The sequence below is a fragment of the Evansella vedderi genome, from assembly GCF_030813435.1.
In the GTDB taxonomy this organism is placed as follows: Bacteria; Bacillota; Bacilli; order Bacillales; family Salisediminibacteriaceae; genus Evansella; species Evansella vedderi.
Genome location: NZ_JAUSUG010000003.1, coordinates 119,741 through 143,900 on the forward strand (window position 1 = coordinate 119,741; position 24,160 = coordinate 143,900).

The window sequence follows — 24,160 nt, forward strand, 5'->3', positions numbered from 1 at the left end:
ATTTAACCATGCTTTTCCATAGAAGGGGTGATTTTCTTCTTTGTTAGATTTGAAAATATTGTCCTGGTGTATATCTCTGGTCTAAGTACATGTTTGGATCTGTTGAGAGTAATCGAACGATGCGGTAATTTACTCCCCCCATTTCTCCTTCTTCACGTTCAACCAACAGTTGTCCACCCGGTATATCCACTAACTGCTGCTTATTATACTCCTGTTCATCCACAGGAAAAATAGATTCCTGTGCTTGGTACGTGTAAAGGATCATTGGACAACATCCCCATTTCCAGGTGACTGTGGTCTATTTTGTTCTATCATTTCATTTAACTTTTTAATTGCTTGGCCAATTCCCCCAACCTCATTAATAATACCGTAAGAAACTGCATCTTTACCAACTACATTACTTCCAATATCTCGAGTTAAGTTTCCTTTAGAGAGCATTAACTCTTTGAAATTCTCCTCAGATATGGACGAGTGCCTTGTTACAAAACTTACAACACGATCCTGCATTTTGTCTAAGTATTCAAATGTTTGTGGTACACCGATAACTAAACCTGTTAATCTGACTGGATGGATAGTCATCGTTGCCGTTTCAGCAATAAAGGAATAGTCTGCTGCAACGGCAATAGGGACTCCGATAGAATGCCCGCCCCCTAATACTAATGTAACTGTTGGTTTGGACATGGAGGAAATCATTTCGGCTAAGGCTAACCCTGCTTCCACATCACCACCGACAGTATTTAATATAATTAATAACCCTTCAATTTTAGGGTTCTGCTCCGCAGCAACTAATTGTGGAATAATATGTTCGTATTTGGTTGTCTTGTTTTGGGGTGGCAGCTGCATATGGCCTTCAATTTGACCAATAATTGTTAAAACATGTATGTTTGACTGATCCATTTGCGGAACGTTCGTTTGCCCTAATTGTTGGATTTTATCTAAAATTCCTGACTCTTTTTGATCTTTCCCCTCTTGGTTGGGATTCGATGGTGTTGGTTGTGGTGAATTTGATACATCACTCATTCCGAGACCCACTCCTTTCAGTTCTAGTATGTAGTGATACTAATCAAATCATGCAAAAAGAAAAGTAAAATCCCACTAAAAAGCTCCTTGCTTGAACAAGCAAGGAGCTTTTTTGATTTATTTTATGAACTTATTATTTTAGCTAGTGTTTTCCGTTCCTCAGTAGTGAGTGGTACTAACGGCAATCTAACCCCGCCAACATCTAGACCTTTTAGCTGCAATGCTGTTTTTACAGGGGTTGGACTAGGTGCCATAAATACTGCCTTAATGATTGGAAGAATATTTTGATGAATAATTGCTGCCTGTGCTGTCTGACCTTTTTCAAAGGATTGAATCATTTCTTGTAAATTCGGTCCAATAATATGACTTGCTACCGATACTACTCCAATTCCTCCTATGGAAAGAATAGGTAATGTTAATGAATCATCTCCTGAATATAATACAAAATCGTCATCTGTATTGGCAATGATCGATGTCATTTGATCTAAGTCACCACTGGCTTCTTTTACTGCCACGATGTTGTTCACCTTAGATAAGGCAATAACGGTGTCTGCCTCTATATTCGAAACAGTACGGCCCGGTACATTATAAATCATGACAGGGAGAGATGTTTTATCAGCAATGGTTTTAAAATGTTCATACAAACCCCTTTGTGTCGGCTTATTATAGTATGGGGCCACTAACATAACCGCATCAACACCTAAGCTCTCCGCTTTCCTGGTTAATTCAATGGAAGCATAAGTATTGTTTGAGCCTGTTCCAGCAATAACAGGAATTCTCCCCTTAACTACCTTAACAACATGCTCGAACAAAGCTAATTTTTCCTCGTTTGATAAGGTAGGTGATTCTCCTGTAGTACCTGAAACAACCACTGCATCGGTTCCATTCCCGATCAGATATTCTAACAGCTTTGTTGTTTTCTGAAAATCAACATTCCCTTTAGAGTCGAATGGTGTAACCATTGCGGTAACAACTCGACCGAAATTCATGTAAATCCTCTCCTTCTTTCTCAATCATCACTCTTAATTAAAAACATTTCGTGGAGAGCATTGACAGCATTAATCATGTCCTCTCCTCTTACTAATACCCAAATTGTCGTATGGGAATCAGCAGATTGGAGAATTGGAATGTTTTTACTAATTAACGCTTCGACGATACGTGAGGTTACTCCAGGGACACCTGTCATCCCCGCCCCTACAGCAGAAACCTTTGCACAGTTTTTTAATATTACTGGCTTTAAATTAATGGCCTCCAGTATGGAGACAGCTTTGTCAGCCACTTCATCACTGACAGTATAAACTACCCCCATGGGATGAATATTAATGAAGTCTACAGATATACCTTCATTTGCCATCGCTTTAAAAACCTTTGACTGTAAATCATAGTTTCCATCTTCTGAGAAAACTTTTATTTGTGTAACATTACTTACATGAGCAATTCCAGTAATGAGTCGTTCTTCAACATCTCTGCCTACATTATCCGTAATACTAGACGTAATAAGCGTTCCTTTTTCCTTAGAAGACGTTGATCTAATTCGTATTGGAACTTTTGCTTGCATAGCAACCTCTACTGCCCGAGGGTGAATCACTTTCGCACCCTGATAGGCTAAGTTACAAATCTCGTTATAAGTTACCACATTTAACGGTTTAGCATTAGTAACAATCCGAGGATCAGCTGTCATCACACCCTCAACATCTGTAAAAATGTCAACAACTTCTGCTCCTAAAGCAGCACCCAGGGCAGTTGCAGATGTATCACTGCCACCCCTGCCTAAAGTAGCAGTAGTTCCTTTAGGAGTTTGACCTTGGAATCCTGTAACAACGATAGCATCATAGTTTTCCAATTCATTCAACAAATTATTTACTTTCATCTCTAAAATTTTAGCATTTGTGTAATCTTCATTTGTCCTAAAGCCAGCTTCAGCACCAGTCATTGCTAATGACTTAATACCTTTTTTGTTTAGTAAATTAGAGAAAACAACGGATGAAATGGTTTCCCCACATGCTGCTAATAAGTCCAACTCTCTTTTTGATACATGGCTTTTGTTCCCCTCTACCAAATCTAGCAATGTATCTGTAGCATAAGGATCTCCTTTTCTGCCCATTGCAGATACTACCACAACGACTTTATTTCCTTCGTTTATAGCATCCTGAACATGCTCAGATGCTAGTTCACGGAGTTCTTCATTTTTTACAGAAGTCCCCCCAAATTTTTGAACTATAATTTTCATCTTTAATTCTCATCCACCTTTTATAGTAAAATGTGATCGAGCAGAGAAAGTTCATAAATTAATAAGTCCTTTAAATAAGATCTATTAGTCTTTTAATAAACCTAGTTTTTGTAAGGAGAATGCTATTTGTACAGAGTTTAACGCTGCACCTTTTAATAAATTATCTGCTACTACCCAAAGGTGAAATCCAGTAGTATTATCTAAATCTTTTCTAATACGGCCTACAAACACATCGTCTTTTCCAGCAGCATCAATGGCCATTGGATAGATTTGCTGTGTTGGATCATCTTGCAAGGTTAACCCTGGAGCCTCTTGTAAAACCTCATGCAGATCTTTTACAGATACACCATTCTTTTCCACTTCAATATATATAGACTCAGAATGTCCTGTTTCCACAGGGAGACGTACACATGTCGCAGCTACGTGTAATTCATTATCGTGCATGATTTTTTTCGTTTCATTAATCATTTTCATTTCTTCAAAGGTAAATCCATTTTCTTGGAATAAATCAATTTGTGGAACTGCGTTAAAAGCAATTTGATAATGCTTTTTATCGCCACCAACCGGTAAAATCTCTTTTGTAACTTCTTCATTATTCATTACTTGCTTGGATTGGTTATACATTTCGTCAATTGCTTCTGCACCTGCACCAGAAACAGCTTGATACGTAGATACTACAATTTTATTCAAACCGAAAGCCTTACGAATCGGCTCTAGAGCAACTACCATTTGAATAGTGGAACAGTTTGGATTAGCGATAATTCCGTTATGTTCCTTCAAATCTTGTTCATTTACTTCTGGAACAACCAAAGGGATATTTGGATCCATTCGGAAAGCACTCGTATTATCAACAACAATTGCGCCGCGTTTCACAGCTTCTGGAGCAAGTGCTTTCGAAACGGAACCACCTGCACTAAATAACGCTAGCTGAATTCCTTCAAATGATTCTGGTGTTGCTTCTTGAACGGTAATTTCTTCCCCTTTAAATGTAATCTTCTTTCCTGCTGAACGCTTAGAAGAAAGGGGGAGTAATGATGCTACTGGAAAATTTAAACGCTCTAATGTTTTAAGCATTTGTTGACCAACAGCACCCGTTGCTCCAACTACTGCTACTCGATATCCTGTTTGACTCATGACAAAAAATCTCCTTTCAAAATTGCAACGAATTATTTAATGTAAACTGATTTTTCTTAGATAAGATTTTGCTTGATCGCTTTGTCATTTATATACACTTTTCAAGTATCTATAAACTGTCTATTGGAAATAGCAAAAACATACGTAGTTAAGGTAATCTACCTTAACTACGATTTATACGATACAAGCAAGATATTATCATCTTACATTATATCTATATTTTATCAATAGTTTCTTCTTTTTTCACTAATCTTTATATCTTTCTATTAAAACGGGCTGTAATTGTTCATGATTTAGAGCAGCCTTAACTGTATCAGGAAGCTTTGTCATATCAGCAACTAAGGAATTAGGTTTCTTAAAAGGATGATCTTGCCCAAACGGTACAAAATAAATGTTTTTTGTTGCCATGAGCTTCATAACGTTAACTCCATTTAAACCGAGTGCGTCGTTTGTAGAAATTGCAAGAACAACTGGACGTCCTGTTCGAAGTGTTGCCTTTGCCCCCATTAGAACGGGAGAATCCGTTAATGCATTAGCAAGCTTACTGGTTGAATTACCTGTCATCGGGGCAATTACCATGCAGTCTAATGGAGTTTGAGGTCCAAATGGCTCAGCCTTAGGGATTGTATCTACTAATGGCTCATCTGTGATTTGTTGAATTTTCTCCAGCCAATCTGCACTTTTCCCAAACTTCGTATCTGTTGTTTGAACGGTATAGCTTACAAATGGAGTCACACGAGCTCCTTCTTTTACTAACTGCTCCATAACTGGCAAGACCTCTTCATACGTACAATGGGATCCTGTTAAACCGAAGCCGATATGTTTCCCCTTAAGTGACATATTACTTTCTTCCTCCTTTAATTTCTTCCCAGTGCTCCTGTAGTAAAGTGGTTAATACACCAGCAATGATTTGACCTGCTGTTTTTGGTGCTACTATTCCGGGAAGTCCTAGAGCTAGCAACGCTTTTATCCCTCTTTTTTCAGCATATCTAAAGTCAGTACCTCCAGGCTTTGAAGCCAAATCTACTACTAGTGCATGGGGCATCATTTTAGATAGAACGTTAGCCGAAACTACATGGGCAGGTATTGTATTTATGACAACATCTGCATCCGCCACGTGTTTTGATAAGTCCTTAACTGGGAAGCTTTCTAAATGATACTCGAATGCCCTAGCCCGAAGTTCCGGTTCATCAGCGGCTACCTTTACGTTAGCACCTAAGTTCTGAAAGGTGCGGGCAATAGTTTTACCTACACGACCAAAACCAGTCACAATTACATTGGAATTGTGGATAGTTATATCTGTGTTTTGGATTACAATCATAATCGTCCCTTCAGCAGTAGGAATTGAGTTATAAATCGCTACGTCATCTCTTTCCACAAGTTCCACCAGCTTCTTATTAGATTGTTTAGCCATTTCCTTCAATCGATCATTTGATATTCCAGTATAAATAATAGAGTGTTTTTTCGTTTTTTCTAACCAATCTTCTGGCAAGATTGTTTTATCCCTCGAAAAAATAGATTCGATCTCCCTATCTTCATTCATACCACTGACAGGTAAGACAATGGCATCCACTGTTTTTGGATTAATCGTATCAAATGTTTCTTTGTACGACCCCACAAAACCATCATCAAGCTGGTCAAACCCGATAAGTGATATTTTGGCATCTTGCTCAGATAGCTTACGAATTACTTCTAATTGTCTTGCATCTCCACCTATTACGGCAATGTGCATATCAGTTAACAAAACAACTATCTCCCCTTTCTACATGACTTTTTATTTTAAAGGGGACCTTGCTTGCGATGTTCACAACATCTTATGTAGGAGCCCTCATTGGTGTGAAACATAGACAAAATAAAAATTTTCTTAAGGATAGATATCTTAAATAAACGTAAAATGAGGCAGCAATCTTTTACAAAAGAGTCTAAATTAAAAAAAGCTTAAAGGAATTACCCTTCAAGCTGCTTCAAGACATAGAGTTTTGAACAGAATCTTAAACTTCAATAATAATCATATCCTGACCAATTTTTTTAATTTGTTTCCAATAGACCGTAACTTCCTTTTCCCGCTTGCCTAAGCCAAACCATTTTAGTGTAGGGATTACAAAAGCTTCAATTTGTCCATTTTTTTCATCAATTATTAGGTCGGTCTGCCCTAATACACCTAAACGTTCACCCTTTTGATAATCAATAATTTCCTTATTACTTATTTCACTTAGTCTCAAGGTTCATCCCCCCGTTTGCCTTTATACCATCGTATGAGAAAAGGGGAAAAACATGCTATCAGATGAGTGGAATTTATTCGATTAGGGTCTGAAATGAGCCTTCCTATCAACAAAAAACGCGTGTTTTCCACTAAAAGAAAAACACGCGCAGTTTACTACTGTAAATTATCGACCCACATTAATGGATTCCATTTGGCAACTCACCTTTGGAACTAATTAATGTTAGGGAATAATCCTTTGAAAAGATTTGATCACTTGTTTCTCGAATCATATCAAGGGTTACACGATCCACCGCTTCGACTATTTCATCTAAGCTTCGGTGCTTTCCTAAAAGCAGTTCATTCTTACCGTTACGGCTCATTCTACTATTGGTACTTTCTAAACCAAGCATCATACTCCCTTTAAGCTGTTCCTTTCCATTTTGAAGCTCTCTCTCTGTCAATCCCTCATCACGAATTTTATCCAATGTGTCCATTAAAACCTTAAACAATTCATTAAGCTGCTCTTGACCTGTACCTGCATAAACTGTGAGCATACCTGTATCGTGGAATGCGGAATGATAGGAGAAGACAGAATAGGCTAACCCTCTTTTTTCTCTTACTTCTTGGAACAATCGGCTGCTCATACTTCCGCCAAGGGTATTATTTAATAGTACTAAGCTGAATATGTCCTCATTGTCTAATGGGAATCCTTCGAACCCGATGCAGAGGTGTGCTTGTTCCGTGTCCTTTTTTCTAGCTATACGGTCGGAGTTAAAGGTAGGCTTTATCAACTCTTTCCTTCCTGTTCCTTTCTTCATAGGAGCAAATACCTCTTGAACATAAGCTACAAATGATTCCTCTACATTACCACATATGGATATAACCACATTATCTGCATTATAATATTGGTCCATGTAGTCAACTAAAGATTCTGAGGAAAATTGAGACAGCGTTTCCTCTGTTCCTAAAATAGGGTATCCTAAGGGATGGTCTCCAAAACTGGCTCTGCTTAATAAATCATGAACGATATCATCAGGAGTATCTTCATACATTTTTATCTCTTCTAGCACGACTCCCTTCTCTTTATCCAATTCATGTTTATCAAAGGTAGAATGAAAGTACATATCTGCAAGAACATCTACAGCATGCTTGGCATGATCGTCTAATACCTTTGCATAATAGCAGGTGTACTCTTTCGACGTGAAGGCATTAACATGCCCACCAATGGAATCAAATGATTCTGCTATTTGTTGAGCTGTCCTTGATTTAGTACCTTTAAAAAACATATGCTCTAAAAAATGCGAAACTCCATTCTGCTGCTTCGTTTCAAACCTTGAACCTGTCCCGATCCAAATCCCAATTGCAACGGAACGGACGGTATTATTCGGTTCGAAAACAATTCTTAAACCGTTACTTCCAGTAAATCGTTTTATCACGGTTATCCTCCTAATAATCTACAATGTATTCAAACTAGAACAATGACTATTTATTATTGTATCCTATTTTCACTTAACGTTTCACTTAATGTGCCTAATTTAAACCCTTTATTCATTATTCCCTCGATCATTATTTCGAGTCCATCTGCAGTCGAGGATGTGGGGTGCATTAATACTAGTGAACCAGCCTCTGATTTAGCAATAATTCGATCTGCCATACTTCTCGGCTCAGGCTTTCTCCAATCTATCGTATCAACAGTCCAAAGTACTGTATTCATACCAAGCTCATCTGCCACTTCCACAACTTCTTGACGGTAGCTTCCACTAGGTGGTGCAAACCATTTTGGTTCTTGGTTAATCGTATCTTTAATAACTTCATTTGTTTTTACGATTTCTTCTATAATACGTTCTCTCGTTAAATTTTTCATATCAGGATGAGAATATGCATGATTTCCTATTTCGTGTCCTTCTTCTACGATCATCTTAGCGAGAGTAGGGTTATTTTTTACCCATGAGCCATCTAAAAAAAACGTAGACTTAATATCGTACTTGTTCATTATCTTTAAGATATCGGGTAAATACTCATTTCCCCAAGCAACATTAACCATGAATGTAACCATTGGCTTTTCACTATGACCTCGATAAATTGGTGAAGGAGGTAAGTCCTTTAATGTTACTTCCGGTGGAATTTGATTAAAGACTAACTTATCCTCTTGGAAGAAACCATCTTCCTTCATTGCTTCATAGGAAGCTTGGACGTCTACAGATAAACCATTTAAACCTGGAATCGCCTTCCATACTTTATCTATAACAGCATCTTGTGGTTCCACCTTATATTCATTCTGTTTACGGAGTAATTCCATATATAAAGGATCTTCTTCCTTCATAACCGTAATTGCCTGATCCCTTAATTCATTTATATAACCAGTGGTAATTGGATGTTCCACACTAGAAAAAGAAAGTAATAAAATTAAAATGAACGTTGCACTTTGTAATATAAACCTCTTCATCATTCCCATTCCCCCTCACCACTAGGAATATGCAAAACATGGACAAGGTAGAACAGAAAAGCGAAGCGCACCGAGGTAAAGGAAAAAAGACTGGGAAATAATGTACCCAGTCTAGTCTTTTGTTAACTTATTCCTATTTTTCATCCGCTAGGAGGACTTTTCTTGAAAGGTTAACACGGCCTTGGTTATCAATTTCTGTAACCTTAACAAGTATCTCGTCCCCAATGGAAACTACGTCTTCTACTTTATTTACTCTTTCTTTAGCCAGCTGAGAAATATGGACTAATCCATCCTTCCCTTTAAATAGCTCAACGAATGCACCAAACTTTTCAATTCGTTTTACTTTTCCTAAGTATGTTTGCCCAACTTCCACTTCTCGAACAATATCTTCGATAATTTGTTTCGCCTTATCGTTCATTTCCTTATCAGCAGAAGCGATATATACCATACCATCTTGTTCGATATCAATTTTTACCCCAGTATCTTCAATGATTTGGTTAATCATTTTTCCACTCGGTCCAATAACATCACGGATTTTATCAGGGTTAATCTTCATTGTTAGTATCTTAGGCGCATATTGACTTAATTCTTTACGAGATTCAGGAATAGCTGACAACATATTTTCTAAAATTTGCAATCGACCACGTTTGGCTTGATCTAATGCTTCTTCTAAAATTTCACGGCTAATCCCTGCAATTTTGATATCCATTTGAATTGCTGTAATTCCTTGGGAAGTACCAGCAACTTTAAAGTCCATATCCCCTAGAGCATCTTCCATACCTTGAATATCTGTTAAGATAGTAACATCCTCTTCATGTTTAACAAGTCCCATAGCAATACCAGCAACTGGAGCCTTAATTGGCACACCTGCTGCCATCATTGCAAGGGTACTTGCGCAAATACTTGCCTGTGATGTGGAGCCATTAGACTCAAGGACCTCAGAAACTAGACGAATGGTGTATGGAAATTCATTTTCTGAAGGAATAACTTGTTCAAGAGCCCTTTCACCTAATGCACCATGACCAATTTCACGACGGCCAGGTCCGCGAATTGGTCCTGTTTCTCCCACACTGAAGGATGGGAAATTATAGTGATGCATAAAACGTTTGGATTCTTCGATACCTAATCCGTCTAATATTTGAACATCACCTAAGGCTCCTAATGTACAAACACTAAGGGCCTGTGTTTGCCCACGAGTAAACAATCCAGATCCATGTGTTCTTGGAAGAACATCCGTTTCAGAAGCTAATGGGCGAATTTCATCCGGTTTTCTTCCGTCTGGACGTATTTTGTCCTTTGTGATTAACACACGGACAGTTTCTTTAAATAACTTGTCCAATACTTCACGTGCCTCAGAAGAGCGGTCTTCTTCTTCTGTAATGTATTCTTCAGTAATTCTGTCCATTACTTCTTTTACAGCAGCTTCACGGGCATGCTTTTCCTCTACTAATGCAGCGGTTTTCAATTCAGTCATAGCCTTTTCACGAAGCTCTGCTTCGAGTTCAGCATCTACTTCCTTTAATTGAACCTCTACTTTTTCTTTACCCACTTGCGCAACCACTTCTTCTTGGAATGCAATAATTTTCTTGATTTCATCATGTCCATACATGATTGCTTCCAGCATGGTTTCTTCCGGCACCTCTTCGGCACCTGCCTCTACCATATTAATAGCTTCTTTTGTACCTGCTACTACAAGTTCAATGTCGCTTTTGTCCAATTCACCAGGAGTAGGATTAATGATAAATTCTCCATCAATTCGCCCTACTGTTACACCTGCTATTGGGCCGGAAAATGGAATATCAGATACAGAAAGTGCAAGGGAAGAACCGATCATCGCTGCCATTTCAGCTGGTGCATCCTGATCGTTACTCATTACAATACTGATAACTTGTACATCATTTCTAAACCCATCTGGAAATAACGGTCGAATTGGCCGGTCTATTAAACGGCTTGTTAGAACAGCATGATCACTCGGACGGCCTTCACGTTTAATGAAGCCTCCTGGGATCTTACCAGCAGCATACAATCTCTCTTCATAATTAACAGTTAATGGGAAAAACGGAAGATCTTTCGGTTCCTTTGACATCGTTGCTGTTGATAGTACTGCTGTATCGCCATAGCGCACTAAAACGGCACCATTTGCTTGTTTAGCAAGTTGTCCAATTTCAAAGGTCAACGTACGACCTGCCCATTCCATTGAAAATGTTTGTTTTTCTTGATTCATCTTTACGAGTACTCCTCTCGTCCCTTTAATCTTGACTTATTATAATTATTGTTGGCTTTTTTTTATGTAGTAAACCTGTTGTCTTTGAAAAAAATTGATTTCACACTGGAAATGAAGGAAAGTTTATCCTTTTTTAAAGCCCCTAAGCTTAATCATAACAAAAAATGTAGAAATAAGGAATAGTGGCAATTTATGAACATACAAAAAAAAGCGGGAAATATCATCCCGCTTTTTATCTTCATTATCGACGTAGACCAAGTCTGTCAATAAGTTGACGGTAGCGAGTAACGTCTTTATTACGTAGATACGTAAGTAGGTTACGACGCTGACCAACCATTTTTAGAAGACCACGACGTGAATGGTGATCTTTCTTGTGAGTACGTAAGTGCTCATTAAGCGTGTTGATTTGCTCAGTAAGGATAGCAATTTGAACTTCAGGAGAACCTGTATCATTCTCATGCGTCTTGAAATTTTGGATAATTTCATTTTTACGTTCTTGTGTTAGTGCCATCCGTTCCACCTCCTTCAATTAAAATCCCCATAAGCCGAGCAGACGTTGGTGAATCGTTCCGCCAAGCAATGGTTTTAGAACATATATAAGCATACTAGTATTCTCATCAATAATCAAGGATTATTACAAAATGATGTTGAATTTTCTTCGGTTGCAAAATAATTTTTGGCTGCTTGTACATCTTTTTCCAATTGATTTATTAATTGGTTAACAGAATCAAACTTCTTTTCATCCCTTATTTTCTCCATCCATTGTATTTTAACAGATGAACCATAAATATTGTCGTTAAAATGAAGGAGGTGGACTTCAACCACAGGAGCACCTTCTTTATCATTATGGAAAGTCGGTTTGTATCCTATATTACACACCCCATCATACCATTCATTATTGACAAATAAACGGACGAAATATACACCTACAGCAGGGATATATGTACGGGCTTCAAGTTGAACATTTGCCGTTGGAAAACCAATGGTTCTTCCTCGTTTTTCTCCATGTACTACAACACCTTCTGTCTCGTAATTTCTTCCTAGATAGCGGTTTACTTTGGAAAGATTACCATCTTCTAACGCCTGTCGAATACTTGTTGAACTTATTTTTTCTCCCTTAAATTCTACTTTTCCAACAGTAGTATAGGTTAATTTATTTCGGGAATGAAAGGGAAGTGTCTCCATTGTTCCTTTCCCTAACCTTCCGTAAGTATAATCAAACCCTGCCACAACGTGTTTCACATTTAACCCTATTAAATAATAATCCACAAATTGTTGGGGGGTTAGTTCAGAAAATCCATTATCAAAATCAATTATAATTAAATAATCAACACCTAACATTTCTATTAAGGCTTGTTTTTGTTTCATAGAAGTTAAATAACGTACTCTGCTATCTTTTCTTAATACTTCTTTCGGATGAGGAAAAAAAGTCATTACCCCAGATTTTATCCCCCGCTTCTTTGCTTCCTCTTTTGCTTTTTCGATAACTGTTTGATGTCCTGCATGTACACCATCAAAAAAGCCCAATGCCAAGGAAAGCTTTGGCAGCTCAATATGGTAATGAGGATGTTTGATTTTTATCGTTTTCACTTTCTCCACCTCGGCTGCTCCTTCTTACTTTTGAAGGAAGTAAAAGATTTTAGGAATCCACAGACACTAACATTTTTGCAGGTTTCATCATACCGTGTCTCTTTGGGTGCTTTTCATATAATGCTAAGCATTTCCCCTGTTGATTATACAGAGCAATTAAAGGTTCGTCCATATTAATGATAGAAAAAGGCAATATTGCACCATTTAACACCTTCTGTTCCGTATCTAGGCCAATGATCTTCTTAGGGTATTCCTTTAGTGCATCTTCCACAGAGATTATGTATTTATCCCTTTGTTCTTCCTGTAACTTTAATTCCTCTAATGGGATACAATTTTCCTTAGAAAATACCCCTGATGCTGTTCGGGTCAATAAAGACATATGTGCGGGAAACCCTAATTTTTCACCAATTGTTACAGAAAGAGTTCGAATATATGTCCCTTTACTACACGTAGCTCTAAACCGAAAACGAACATAACCTTCTTCTGTTTTTTCGATAGGTGAAAGAAGTTCTAAATTATAAATGGTAACTATCCGTTCTGGCCGTTCCACTGTTATACCTTCACGGGCATATTCATATAGACGTTTTCCCTTAACCTTTACAGCGGAAAACATAGGAGGAATCTGTTTGATCTCACCCGTTAACTCTTGAAAAATACGGAGCACTTCTTCTTCTTTTATAATTCGGTCTACCAACTTTTTTTCCACTATTTCCCCTGATTGATCTTCCGTGGTAGTGGAGTAGCCTAATGTTACTTCTCCCTCATACGTTTTTCTGTCGGCAGTTAAGTATTCGACAATTTTGGTAGCACGGCCCAAACAAATAGGCAGAACGCCATCCACATCAGGGTCCAGTGTACCGGTATGACCTGCCCTCTTCGTCCAAAAAATCTTCTTAACTTCCTGTACAGCAGCAAAGGAAGTCATTCCTCGGGGCTTCCACAATGGCAAAACTCCGTTCACTTCATTTTTCATCTTTTCCACCTCCAAATTAATAAAATAAAATAGTATGGCTGTTGTTTTCTAAAAGTTAGTTTGCTTATTGTCAGGTAGATTCGCTCAAATACGTTACAGGCGGACCAATTACGCCTAAGGGCAGCCCACGTCCTGCGTCTGCGATTACTCGACGCCAACTACTCGAGGAAGCGTCTCAGGTCCCGCTTGTGGGCAACGGAGCCTTTCACTCCTTCGAGCTATGAAAAACATCAAGTTATACGTAGAGAGCCAAAAAGAAAAGGGGATAGACGAAAAATCTATCCCCATACCATCCTTATTTATCGTCTTGATTCAGCTTGCGGAGTAACTCTTCTATTCGATTGCCCCGTTCAATGCTTTCATCAAATTTAAAAGATAGTTCGGGTGTTTTTCGAAGCTGAATACGTTGGCCAATTTCAGAACGAATAAAGCCTTTTGCCTTTCCCAAACCCTCCAATGTTTTCGTGCGTTGGTCGTCATCTCCAAAAACAGTAATGTAGGCAGTTGCCTGTTGTAAGTCCCCAGTTACCTCCACTGCTGTTACAGTGATAAAACCGATTCGAGGGTCCTTTAGCTCTCGTTGAATGATTTCTGTTAATTCCTTCTTTATTTGTTCTCCTACGCGATTGGCACGAACATTACTCATAAGTTAACACACCCCTGTCAAAGTATAGATCTGTCATCTATAACCACTCCCAATCTACTGTTGTTACCTCTAGATCGGGGTGATTATCGATGACGGTCAATGCCCGTTGTAATTCTTTTTCTACTTGAGTTCGAGCTGTTCCTACTGATACAACAATCCACTGTGTACGTTGCCAAACATCTTGATGATCAGACTCTGTGATGGATACATTATATCGTTGTCTTATTCTAGTTGATACACTTTTTAAGACGGAACGTTTATCCTTTAAGGATTGTGCATCATAGATGATAGCATCTACGATGATGGTACCTAGAATCAACGCTTAATTTCCTCCATTACATACGCTTCAATGATATCTCCCTCTTTAACATCATTAAAGTTTTCAAGGGTAATACCACATTCGTAATTTTGTGCAACCTCTTTTACATCATCTTTAAATCGTTTTAACGCATTTACTTCCCCTTCAAAGATAACAACACCATCACGAATAAGTCTTACTGTGGCATCTCTCGTAATTTTTCCATCTGTAACATATGAACCTGCAATAGTACCGATTCTAGATACTTTAAAGGTTTGGCGTACTTCTGCTTGACCAATTACTTTTTCCTTATATTCAGGGTCAAGCATACCCTTCATCGCAGCTTCTACTTCATCGATGGCGTTATAAATAACACGGTGAAGACGAATGTCAACACCCTCCGCTTCCGCTGTCCGCTTCGCATTGACATCTGGACGAACGTTAAAGCCTATTACGATAGCATTGGAGGCACTTGCTAAAATAATATCAGATTCCGCAATAGCTCCTACACCAGTATGGATAATATTTACTTTAACACCTTCTACTTCGATCTTTTCTAAGGAGCCTCTCATTGCTTCTACAGAGCCTTGTACGTCCGCTTTCACAATGACATTAATTTCCTTTAAATCCCCTTGTTGGATTTGTTCGAATAAATCGTCAAGACTTACTCTGGAAGATTCCCTTCGGTCTGCTTCACGCTGTTTCATCGCACGTGTTTCACCAATTTGACGAGCTTTCTTCTCATCTTCAAACACTAGGAATTGATCTCCCGCTTGTGGAACAGCATTTAAACCAGTAATTTCAACTGGGGTAGATGGACCAACAGACTTGACTCGACGGCCCCGGTCATTTACCATAGCTCGAACACGTCCAAATGTGTTTCCAACAACAATCGGATCACCTACATGAAGAGTTCCAGCCTGAACTAATAATGTAGCTACAGGACCACGACCACGATCCAACTCCGCTTCAACTACTGTCCCTCTTGCTGGCTTATCTGGGTTTGCTTTAAGCTCTTCCACTTCTGCAACTAGAAGAATCATCTCTAATAACTCATCGATACCAGTTCCGTTAAGTGCTGAAACGTTAACGAAGATAGTTTCTCCGCCCCAAGCTTCTGATACTAACCCATGCTCTGTTAATTCTTGCATCACTCGATCAGGGTTAGATGCTTCCTTATCAATTTTATTTACGGCAACTATAATAGGAACATTTGCTGCTTTAGCGTGGTTGATAGCTTCAACCGTTTGCGGCATAACACCATCATCTGCAGCAACTACTAATATTGTAATATCTGTAACTTGTGCACCCCTTGCACGCATTGTAGTAAATGCTGCGTGACCTGGTGTATCAAGGAAAGTGATTTTCTTTCCATTTTCCTCTACTTGATAGGCACCAATATGCTGGGTAATACCACCAGCTTCTCCCGCGGTTACCTTTGTATGACGAATACTGTCTAAAAGGGTTGTTTTCCCGTGGTCAACGTGTCCCATTATTGTTACTACAGGAGGACGCTCTTTTAATGCTGCTGGATCATCCACCTCATCGAAGTTTTCAAACTCTGTTTCATCAATGACAACTTCTTCTTCCACTTCGATACCGAATTCTTCTGCTAATAGTTCAATGGAATCATTGTCCAACTCTTGATTAATGGTAGCCATAACTCCTAAAAACATAAGTTTTTTAATAATTTCTGAAGGCTCTTTATTAATTTTTTCAGCAAATGCCCCAACGGTTATTGGTAAGCTGTAAGTTACTTTTTTAGGTGTTTCCTTTTTTGCCGGAGGCGTTTGTCCTTGTCTATTACTCTTTACTTCTTGATGCTTCTGGTTATATTGTTTCCCTTTTTTCTTGTTGTCTTTTGATCTATTACGCTTCTTTTCGTCGTCGTCTTTAAATTGCTTTTTAACTGGCTTTTCTTTCGTTGGCTCTTCCTTCTCGTTTTTCTCTTTTGAATGTGGTGAAGGTTTCTTATTGTTTTCATTCGAAGGCTGGTTCGACTTTTCGGCAGCTTTTTGATTTCCTTGGGAATTTGCTTTTTCTGTTTTCCCTTTTGCTTCTGATTCTAATTTCTCCAATGTTTCTCCTTGAATTACGCTCATATGATTAGTCACTTCAATCCCCATATCTGTTAATTTCTTGATGACAGCTTTACTTGTTGTATTGTTCTCTTTAGCATATTCATAAATACGCATTTTCCTCATATACTTACCTCCCACCTTCGTGCTGTTCCATCTATATGGCTTATGCGATTAGGATGGTACCCACAAAGTTATTCAATTAATGTCTTTATTTTTTTAGCAAATCCAGGATCTTCAATACCAACTACTACCCGCTCTGCTTTTCCGATAGCACTTCCAATTAACCTTCGTTCCCCTTTAATTACCAACGGAACATGGTAATACGTACATTTATCCTTGAGCTTTTTCTTTGTATTGTCAGAGGCATCCTCAGACACAATAACAAGGAAAACTTTTTTTTTCTGTATGGCCTTTACAACCAGCTCTTCTCCCGTTACCACTTTTCTAGCTCGATATGCGAGCCCTAACGTATTGAGCCAAGCTGTATCATTCATGGTTTAACTTCCTTTAATAATTGATCATATATTTCAATTGGAACCTCTACTTTTAGGTGCCGAGCTAAAGCATTTTTCTTTTTAGCTTCTTTAATTACTTCTTCATCCAAAGTAATGTAAGCACCACGGCCAGATTTTTTTGAAGTATGATCGATCATTACTGAACCTTCTGGCGTTCTTACAACCCTAATTAATTCTTTCTTGGGTTTCATTTCATTAGTAATAACACATTTACGAAGTGGTGTTTTTTTATTTCCAGCCAATCTTACCACTCCCTTTATTGATTTTGTTCCTCTGTATTTTCATCTACTTCCACACTATCATCAAGTTCCTCAAGAACTTCAAAATTATCATCATGCTCCTCAATGTCCCAGGATCCTTCCTCTTTCACAGGTGCATTGGGATCGTATAAGCCTAGTTCCTCAGCTTCACTTTGGCTTTTAATATCAATTTTCCAGCCGGTCAACTTTGCAGCTAATCTGGCATTTTGTCCCCGCTTTCCAATGGCTAGTGATAATTGATAGTCAGGAACAACAACCTGAGTCATTTTTTCTTCTTCGTTTACTGTTACTTGAACGACCTTGGATGGACTTAGTGCATTGGCCACGTATACCTTTGGATCATCAGACCATCGGACAATATCAATCTTTTCCCCTTTTAATTCGTTTACAATTGCCTGTACCCTTTGTCCTTTAGGGCCAACACATGATCCAACCGGATCCACCTCAGGGTCTTCCGCGTGAACAGCAATCTTGGAGCGGTCTCCTGCTTCTCTAGATACGGACTTTATTTCCACAGTTCCGTCATAAATTTCTGGAACCTCTAATTCAAAGAGACGTTTTAGTAATCCAGGGTGTGTACGGGAAATCATAATTTGAGGACCCTTTGTTGTTTTTTCAACTTTTGTGATGTATGCCTTAATTCTGTCATTATGGCGATACGTTTCGTTAGGCATTTGCTCATTTACTGGCATCAGTGCTTCCACTTTTCCTAAATCTACATAAATAAACCGGTGATCCTGCCGTTGTACAATACCAGTCATTATATCCTCTTCACGATCAATGAAATCAGAATATATAATACCCCGTTCTGCTTCCCGAACCCTTTGCGTTACTACTTGCTTCGCAGTTTGAGCAGCGATCCTGCCAAAGTCTCGAGGTGTAACCTCAATTTCAACCACATCATCGACGTCATATTGAGGATTAATTGCCTTAGCTGCCTCAAGTGATATTTCTAGACGGGCATCAAAGACCTCTTCTACAACTTCCTTTCTAGCAAAAACACGAATGCTCCCAGAAGTCCGGTCAATATCCACTCGGACATTTTGTGCTGAATTAAAATTTCGTTTGTAGCCTGTAATCAATGCTTGTTCAATAGCTTCAAGTATAATTTCTTTGTCAATACCTTTGTCTTTTTCGATGCTAGTTAGCGCATCCATAAATTCACTGTTCATGAATTTCGTTTCCCCCTTTCAATTTAAAAAAGCATAAGACGGTCTAAATCGTCTGCAATTTGATAATTTTAAAATGCAACAGCAAGTCTTGCTTTTGCAACCTTTTCATAAGGAATTTCAATGTTTTTCTTCCTCGTCTTCATTTTCATCTCAATGGTAAGTGTTTCACCATCAAAATCCTTAAGGATTCCTTCAAATGTCTTTTCTCCATCAATCGGAGCATATGTAGTAACATGTACATTTTTCCCTACAGCTCTCGTTATGTCTTGTGGTTTTTTCAACGGACGTTCTGCTCCTGGTGAAGAAACCTCTAAATAATACATTTGATCTATAGGGTCGTGTTTATCTAATGCTTCACTTAGCTGCTCACTGACTGCTGTGCAATCATCCAAGTCAACTCCGCCTTCACGATCTATATAAACACGAAGAAACCAACTTTTACCTTCCTTTGTAAATTCGATATCAACCAATTCTAAAGCGAGTTTTTCTAATATTGGTGTAACTAACGATTCCGTTGCCTCACGGACATTTCCAGACACAGTAATACCTCCTTTATATGACTTTTACCTTCCTAAATTGCACCTTATTGGTTCGTCATTTTATACTTAGGTCAATTGAACTTTTGTTTATTGTACCCATTAATTAATAAATACAGTTTTTAATCGCAAAAGAAAGAGTGGGATAGACCCACTCTTTCTGCCGTCGCTATTACCAGTATTTCCATCTAACTATAACATAAACCTCAAAGCCTTGCAAATAAGCCATTTTCAGCGATCTTCTATTTAATTAAATGATCTCTTGAACTTGGATGTTGATTTTCGCTTCAGGATGCTCCTGCGCCACTTCGTTTGCTCGTCGCAGGTAAAGAGTGCTCGCTTTCCGCGGGCAACGCTTCACCCTCCTCGGGAAGTGCACCCTGCGGTGTCTTCAGCTGTTGTTATTCCCGCAGGAGTCTCGCACCTTCCGCTTCAATCAACGCTGTTTCAAAGTTAATACTGTCCATTAATTAAGTCTTCCTTAAAAGAGAGATAGTTGGTTGGAATCTGGGAGTCCTTCTAAGCAGCCATGGTCGTCTAAGTTTTCTAAGACACTTTTCGTAATTTTGCTTCGCTCACGTAAATTCTCCTTCGATAGGAACTCTCCATCTTCCCTTGCCTTCACAATATTTACTGCGGCGTTTGTTCCAACTCCATTTAAAGCATTAAACGGAGGGATTAAGCTATTCCCATCCACAAGGAATTCCTTAGCGGAAGATCGATTTAAATCAACCTTTTGAAACGACATTCCACGTTCACACATTTCTAGTGCTAATTCCAGTACGGTTACCACACTTTTCTCTTTAGGGGTTGCATCTAACCCTTTGCTGTATATCTCTTCAATACGTTTACGGATACTTGCTGATCCCCTCACCATTGTGTCTAATTCAAAATCATCAGCCCTTACGGTAAAATACGCAGCGTAAAATAAAATAGGGTAATGAACTTTAAAGTAGGCAATTCTGACAGCCATTAATACATAGGCAGCTGCGTGAGCTTTAGGGAACATATACTTTATTTTCAAGCATGAGCCAATGTACCAATCAGGAACACCATTTTTCTTCATTTCCTCCACCCATTCATCCTGAAGTCCTTTTCCTTTTCGGACGGATTCCATGATTTTAAAGGCTAAGGAATGCTCTAAACCTTTGTATATTAGGTAAACCATGATATCATCACGACACCCAATAACATCTTTTAAAACACATGTCCCATTAGCTATGAGGTCAGCAGCATTATTTAACCATACATCTGTACCGTGGGAAAGGCCAGAAATCTGTACTAATTCACTGAAGGTATTTGGTTTCGTTTCCTCTAACATTTGACGTACAAATCGTGTACCAAACTCTGGGATCCCATATGTTCCTGTTTTACACATAATTTGTTCTTCCGTCACACCTAAAGATTCTGTTCCACCAAATAATTTGTATACTTCTGGATCGTCAACTGGAATATCTTTTGGATCTATACCGCTTAAGTCTTGTAGCATACGAATAACCGTTGGATCATCGTGACCGAGTATATCAAGCTTTAGCAAATTATCGTGGATGGAATGGAAATCATAATGGGTTGTCCGCCATTCTGATTCATGATCATCTGCTGGATATTGAATAGGTGTGAAATCATAAATATCCATATAATCTGGAACTACAATGATTCCCCCTGGGTGTTGGCCGGTCGTTCTTTTTACACCAGTACACCCCGAAACAAGTCGATCAATTTCAGCACCCCTTAGCTGCAATTGATTATCATCTTCATAACCTTTTACAAAACCGTAAGCCGTTTTCTCTGCAACAGTACCAATCGTTCCCGCTTTGTACACAAATTCTTCTCCAAATAACTCCTTCGTATAATTATGTGCAATTGATTGATACTCCCCAGAGAAGTTTAAATCAATATCGGGTACTTTATCTCCCTTAAATCCTAAGAAGGTTTCAAATGGGATATCCTGTCCATCTTTCTTATATTTTGTCCCACATTTTTCACAATCCTTATCTGGTAAATCAAAGCCGGAACCGACGGAACCATCATCAAAGAAGACAGAGTGATGACAATTTGGACATACGTAATGTGGAGGTAGTGGATTTACCTCCGTAATTTCTGTCATAGTTGCCACAAAGCTTGAACCAACCGATCCCCGGGACCCTACAAGATAACCGTCGATGAGGGATTTTTTTACGAGCTTATGAGAAATAAGGTAAATAACAGAGAATCCGTTGCTAATTATACTGTTTAATTCTTTTTCTAATCGTGCTTCCACTATTTCAGGTAAATTTTCACCATAAATACTACGGGCCATTCCGTAACTCATTTCCCGCATTTCATCGTCTGCCCCTTCAATTTTCGGGGTATATAGGTCGTCAGGAATAGGTTTGATTTCTTCTATTTCATCTGCTATAGCATTTGTATTTGTTACTACAATTTCTTTGGCTTTTTCCTCTGGAAGGAAACTAAAGCAAGCTAACATTTCGTCTGTTGTTCGGAAATGTACTTGTGGTAATGTTTGTTTGTTTAAAGGGTTTGCTCCCCCTTGGGACCCAATTAAAATTTTTCGATAGATCCAGTCAACCTCGTTTAAATAGTGAACATTGCCAGTAGCAACTACTTTTTTCCCTAATTTTTCACCCAGGTCGATTATTTTTTTGATGATATCCTTCAAGGCTAGCTCATCGCGAACAATTTCCTTTTCAATGAGATGATAGTAATTACTTGGCGGTTGTACTTCTAAATAATCGTAGAACTCCGCAACTTTTTCCACCTCTTCAGGGGACTTTTGCATCATGGCATCAAAAACCTCACCGTTGTCACAAGCCGACCCTACGATCAATCCTTCTCTGTGCTCCGTTAAAACAGATTTTGGAATCCTCGGGACTCGATAAAAATAGTTAATATGAGACAAGGAAACTAGCTTATATAAATTACGTAAGCCCTTTTTGTTTTTAGCAAAAATAATACAATGGTTAGGTCTTTGTTTCTTATAATCATCTTTAGACGTTTGTTCATTTAATTGGTTATGGTTAAATATCCCCTTCTCAGTTGCATCCTTCACCATTTTCCATAAAAGGTGTCCCGTTGCTTCCGCATCATAAATAGCTCTGTGGTGAGCAACTAGTTCGATATTAAATTTTTTACAAAGGGTGTTTAACCGGTAATTTTTAAAGGTAGGGTAAAGCGTTCGCCCTAATTCAAGTGTATCGATAACGGGATTACTAGCATGCTCATAACCTACTTTTTTCAAGGCAGCATTAATAAACCCCATATCAAAGCTAGCGTTATGGGCAACTAAAATATCGTCGCCAATCCATTCATGGAAATCCTTAATAACGTCAGCAATTTCCGGTGCATTTTCCACCATATCATCTGTAATTCCTGTTAAATCAATGATAAGGGGGGATAACTTCTCGTGTGGATTAGCAAAGGATTCAAAACGATCGATAATTTCCCCATCCTTCACCTTAACGGCTGCAAGCTCAATAATTGTATTGTAAACAGCGGACAATCCCGTTGTCTCTACGTCAAAAACCACATACGTATCGTCTAACAGAGTTCTATCGGCAGGATTATACGCGATAGGAACACCGTCGTCTACGAGATTTGCTTCCACACCATAAAGGATTTTTACCCCCGTCTTTTTCCCTGCTGAATAAGCCTCAGGGAAGGATTGTAATACGGCATGATCCGTTATAGCAATGGCTTTATGTCCCCACTTATTCGCCTGTTCCACATGTTTCGAGACGGCAGTAACAGCATCCATCTGACTCATTGGAGAATGAAGATGGAGTTCAACACGCTTTTCCCCTTCTGGAGCATTATCTGGACGAGCAGGTGGTTTAATCTCTTGTAGGTCCCTCCCCATCATCGTTAAGTCTCTTACGAAGGTATCAAACTGAATGGATCCCCTTACTCTTACCCACATTCCCTTTTTAATGGACTCCAGCATGGGAAGGTCTTCTTTTCCATTTGAAAATATTTTAACGAGAATAGAATCTGTGTAATCAGTAACCTTAAAGGTTAATAGAGATCGACCACTCTTTAGTTCCCTTATCTCCGCATCAAATATATAACCTTCTATTGCTACACGACGATCTTCTTCAATTATTTCTCTAATAGACACCAATTCGTCTTGTTTGATGGCATGTCCAATGGATACTGGTCCACTTGGTCCTTCTTCAGTTTGTTTCTCCTCTTGTTTCTTCTTCTCCATCATGGCTGCCACCATTTTGGAATGGTCTTCTTCATTTTTTTGTTCCACAAACTTTTCTACTGCTTCCTTGGATTCTACCACTCTAGTTTCCACAATAGGTTTACCAAACCCTACTTCCTCAAAGGCTTGTTGAAGAGGTGCTTGTACACGGCGCTTCATCATTTCCCCTTCTGTATCATTCATAACTGTAATCATGATTTTACTACCATTTAAAGTAGGTGTTTGTTCTTGTAGCCGTCTTATCAGTCCGTTTGTAGAGGAACGTAGCTTTTCAATAAAAAAAGGCCAATACTGAGCAAGATATTCATTTGGATTCACTTCATTTGTATAACTAAGGATAATGTCTACCTTAGCGATATGTTCTAATCTATTTATTATTTGATTTTGAAAAAGCTCGAAAGCTGGGAAAGGTAATATTCCAGGAAGTGAAATATGAAAAATCCATTTTCTTTCATTCTGAAAAACTTCTAGTTTTTCAATAGCTCCTTCTTTCAAATATTTTTTAATTAACTCATCCGGCATGACTACTTGCTCTAACAGAAGCTGGAATCGCTCCCTTCGAATCCGTTGTTCCTCGTTCATGTCGGTTCCTCCTCATACGAAAAGCGTAAGCGCCTTGTGAATAGAC

Annotated in this window: 22 protein-coding genes; all 22 read right to left on the reverse strand. The window is 38.6% G+C overall.

Going from position 1 to position 24,160, the window contains the following annotated elements; translation table 11 throughout:
• Window positions 1-43: 43 nt before the first annotated feature.
• The 22 genes from J2S74_RS04960 to J2S74_RS05065 all read right to left on the reverse strand — a co-directional run bounded on the left by J2S74_RS04960 (window position 44) and on the right by J2S74_RS05065 (window position 24,114).
• A complete protein-coding gene (locus J2S74_RS04960; RefSeq protein ID WP_307322593.1) occupies window positions 44-265 on the reverse strand; it encodes a YlzJ-like family protein in 222 nt (73 codons plus the stop codon).
• Entirely contained in the window at window positions 262-1,020 is a 759-nt protein-coding gene (locus tag J2S74_RS04965) for a ClpP family protease (RefSeq protein ID WP_307322594.1), read from the reverse strand. Before J2S74_RS04965 ends, J2S74_RS04960 begins: the two co-directional genes overlap by 4 nt.
• Before the next feature lie 122 nt (window positions 1,021-1,142).
• Window positions 1,143-2,009: a 4-hydroxy-tetrahydrodipicolinate synthase gene (dapA, locus tag J2S74_RS04970; RefSeq protein ID WP_307322596.1), complete on the reverse strand. Its 867-nt coding sequence runs from the start codon at window positions 2,007-2,009 to the stop codon at window positions 1,143-1,145.
• A gap of 20 nt (window positions 2,010-2,029) precedes the next feature.
• A complete protein-coding gene (gene dapG, locus J2S74_RS04975) occupies window positions 2,030-3,250 on the reverse strand; it encodes an aspartate kinase (protein WP_307322598.1) in 1,221 nt (406 codons plus the stop codon).
• An 84-nt stretch (window positions 3,251-3,334) separates the two neighbouring features.
• Window positions 3,335-4,384 carry an aspartate-semialdehyde dehydrogenase gene (asd, locus tag J2S74_RS04980; protein WP_307322599.1) on the reverse strand — a complete coding sequence of 350 codons (1,050 nt, stop codon included), beginning with the start codon at window positions 4,382-4,384 and terminating at the stop codon, window positions 3,335-3,337.
• Between the two features lie 246 nt (window positions 4,385-4,630).
• Window positions 4,631-5,224: a dipicolinate synthase subunit B gene (locus tag J2S74_RS04985; protein ID WP_307322600.1), complete on the reverse strand. Its 594-nt coding sequence runs from the start codon at window positions 5,222-5,224 to the stop codon at window positions 4,631-4,633.
• Between the two features lies 1 nt (window position 5,225).
• On the reverse strand, window positions 5,226-6,128 hold the full coding sequence (dpaA, locus tag J2S74_RS04990; protein ID WP_307322602.1) for a dipicolinic acid synthetase subunit A: 903 nt from the start codon (window positions 6,126-6,128) through the stop codon (window positions 5,226-5,228).
• Window positions 6,129-6,375: 247 nt separating this feature from the next.
• On the reverse strand, window positions 6,376-6,606 hold the full coding sequence (locus J2S74_RS04995; protein WP_013489038.1) for a YlmC/YmxH family sporulation protein: 231 nt from the start codon (window positions 6,604-6,606) through the stop codon (window positions 6,376-6,378).
• A gap of 178 nt (window positions 6,607-6,784) precedes the next feature.
• Window positions 6,785-8,023, reverse strand: a complete 1,239-nt coding sequence (locus J2S74_RS05000) for a M16 family metallopeptidase (protein WP_307322610.1) — start codon at window positions 8,021-8,023, stop codon at window positions 6,785-6,787.
• 53 nt (window positions 8,024-8,076) lie between these two features.
• A complete protein-coding gene (locus J2S74_RS05005; RefSeq protein ID WP_307322612.1) occupies window positions 8,077-9,036 on the reverse strand; it encodes a polysaccharide deacetylase family protein in 960 nt (319 codons plus the stop codon).
• Between the two features lie 130 nt (window positions 9,037-9,166).
• Window positions 9,167-11,257, reverse strand: a complete 2,091-nt coding sequence (pnp, locus tag J2S74_RS05010) for a polyribonucleotide nucleotidyltransferase (RefSeq protein ID WP_307322615.1) — start codon at window positions 11,255-11,257, stop codon at window positions 9,167-9,169.
• Window positions 11,258-11,498: 241 nt separating this feature from the next.
• The gene (gene rpsO / locus J2S74_RS05015; RefSeq protein ID WP_307322617.1) at window positions 11,499-11,768 is read right to left on the reverse strand and encodes a 30S ribosomal protein S15; all 270 of its coding nucleotides are present in this window, start codon (window positions 11,766-11,768) and stop codon (window positions 11,499-11,501) included.
• A gap of 113 nt (window positions 11,769-11,881) precedes the next feature.
• The gene (gene ribF / locus J2S74_RS05020) at window positions 11,882-12,847 is read right to left on the reverse strand and encodes a bifunctional riboflavin kinase/FAD synthetase (protein ID WP_307323160.1); all 966 of its coding nucleotides are present in this window, start codon (window positions 12,845-12,847) and stop codon (window positions 11,882-11,884) included.
• 49 nt (window positions 12,848-12,896) lie between these two features.
• Window positions 12,897-13,808: a tRNA pseudouridine(55) synthase TruB gene (gene truB, locus J2S74_RS05025; protein ID WP_307323163.1), complete on the reverse strand. Its 912-nt coding sequence runs from the start codon at window positions 13,806-13,808 to the stop codon at window positions 12,897-12,899.
• A 307-nt stretch (window positions 13,809-14,115) separates the two neighbouring features.
• On the reverse strand, window positions 14,116-14,466 hold the full coding sequence (gene rbfA, locus J2S74_RS05030) for a 30S ribosome-binding factor RbfA (protein ID WP_307322620.1): 351 nt from the start codon (window positions 14,464-14,466) through the stop codon (window positions 14,116-14,118).
• A 37-nt stretch (window positions 14,467-14,503) separates the two neighbouring features.
• Complete coding sequence (locus J2S74_RS05035) at window positions 14,504-14,785, reverse strand: DUF503 domain-containing protein (protein ID WP_307322623.1); 282 nt, start codon at window positions 14,783-14,785, stop codon at window positions 14,504-14,506.
• Complete coding sequence (infB, locus tag J2S74_RS05040) at window positions 14,782-16,968, reverse strand: translation initiation factor IF-2 (RefSeq protein WP_307322625.1); 2,187 nt, start codon at window positions 16,966-16,968, stop codon at window positions 14,782-14,784. Before infB ends, J2S74_RS05035 begins: the two co-directional genes overlap by 4 nt.
• 68 nt (window positions 16,969-17,036) lie before the next feature.
• The gene (locus J2S74_RS05045) at window positions 17,037-17,339 is read right to left on the reverse strand and encodes a YlxQ family RNA-binding protein (RefSeq protein ID WP_307322627.1); all 303 of its coding nucleotides are present in this window, start codon (window positions 17,337-17,339) and stop codon (window positions 17,037-17,039) included.
• Window positions 17,336-17,602: an RNase P modulator RnpM gene (gene rnpM / locus J2S74_RS05050; protein WP_307322630.1), complete on the reverse strand. Its 267-nt coding sequence runs from the start codon at window positions 17,600-17,602 to the stop codon at window positions 17,336-17,338. Before rnpM ends, J2S74_RS05045 begins: the two co-directional genes overlap by 4 nt.
• A 14-nt stretch (window positions 17,603-17,616) precedes the next feature.
• Window positions 17,617-18,792: a transcription termination factor NusA gene (nusA, locus tag J2S74_RS05055; protein ID WP_307322633.1), complete on the reverse strand. Its 1,176-nt coding sequence runs from the start codon at window positions 18,790-18,792 to the stop codon at window positions 17,617-17,619.
• A 68-nt stretch (window positions 18,793-18,860) separates the two neighbouring features.
• Window positions 18,861-19,331 (reverse strand): ribosome maturation factor RimP, encoded by a 471-nt coding sequence (rimP, locus tag J2S74_RS05060; RefSeq protein ID WP_307322636.1) that lies wholly within the window; start codon window positions 19,329-19,331, stop codon window positions 18,861-18,863.
• A gap of 478 nt (window positions 19,332-19,809) precedes the next feature.
• On the reverse strand, window positions 19,810-24,114 hold the full coding sequence (locus tag J2S74_RS05065) for a PolC-type DNA polymerase III (protein WP_307322639.1): 4,305 nt from the start codon (window positions 24,112-24,114) through the stop codon (window positions 19,810-19,812).
• Between the last annotated feature and the right edge of the window lie 46 nt (window positions 24,115-24,160).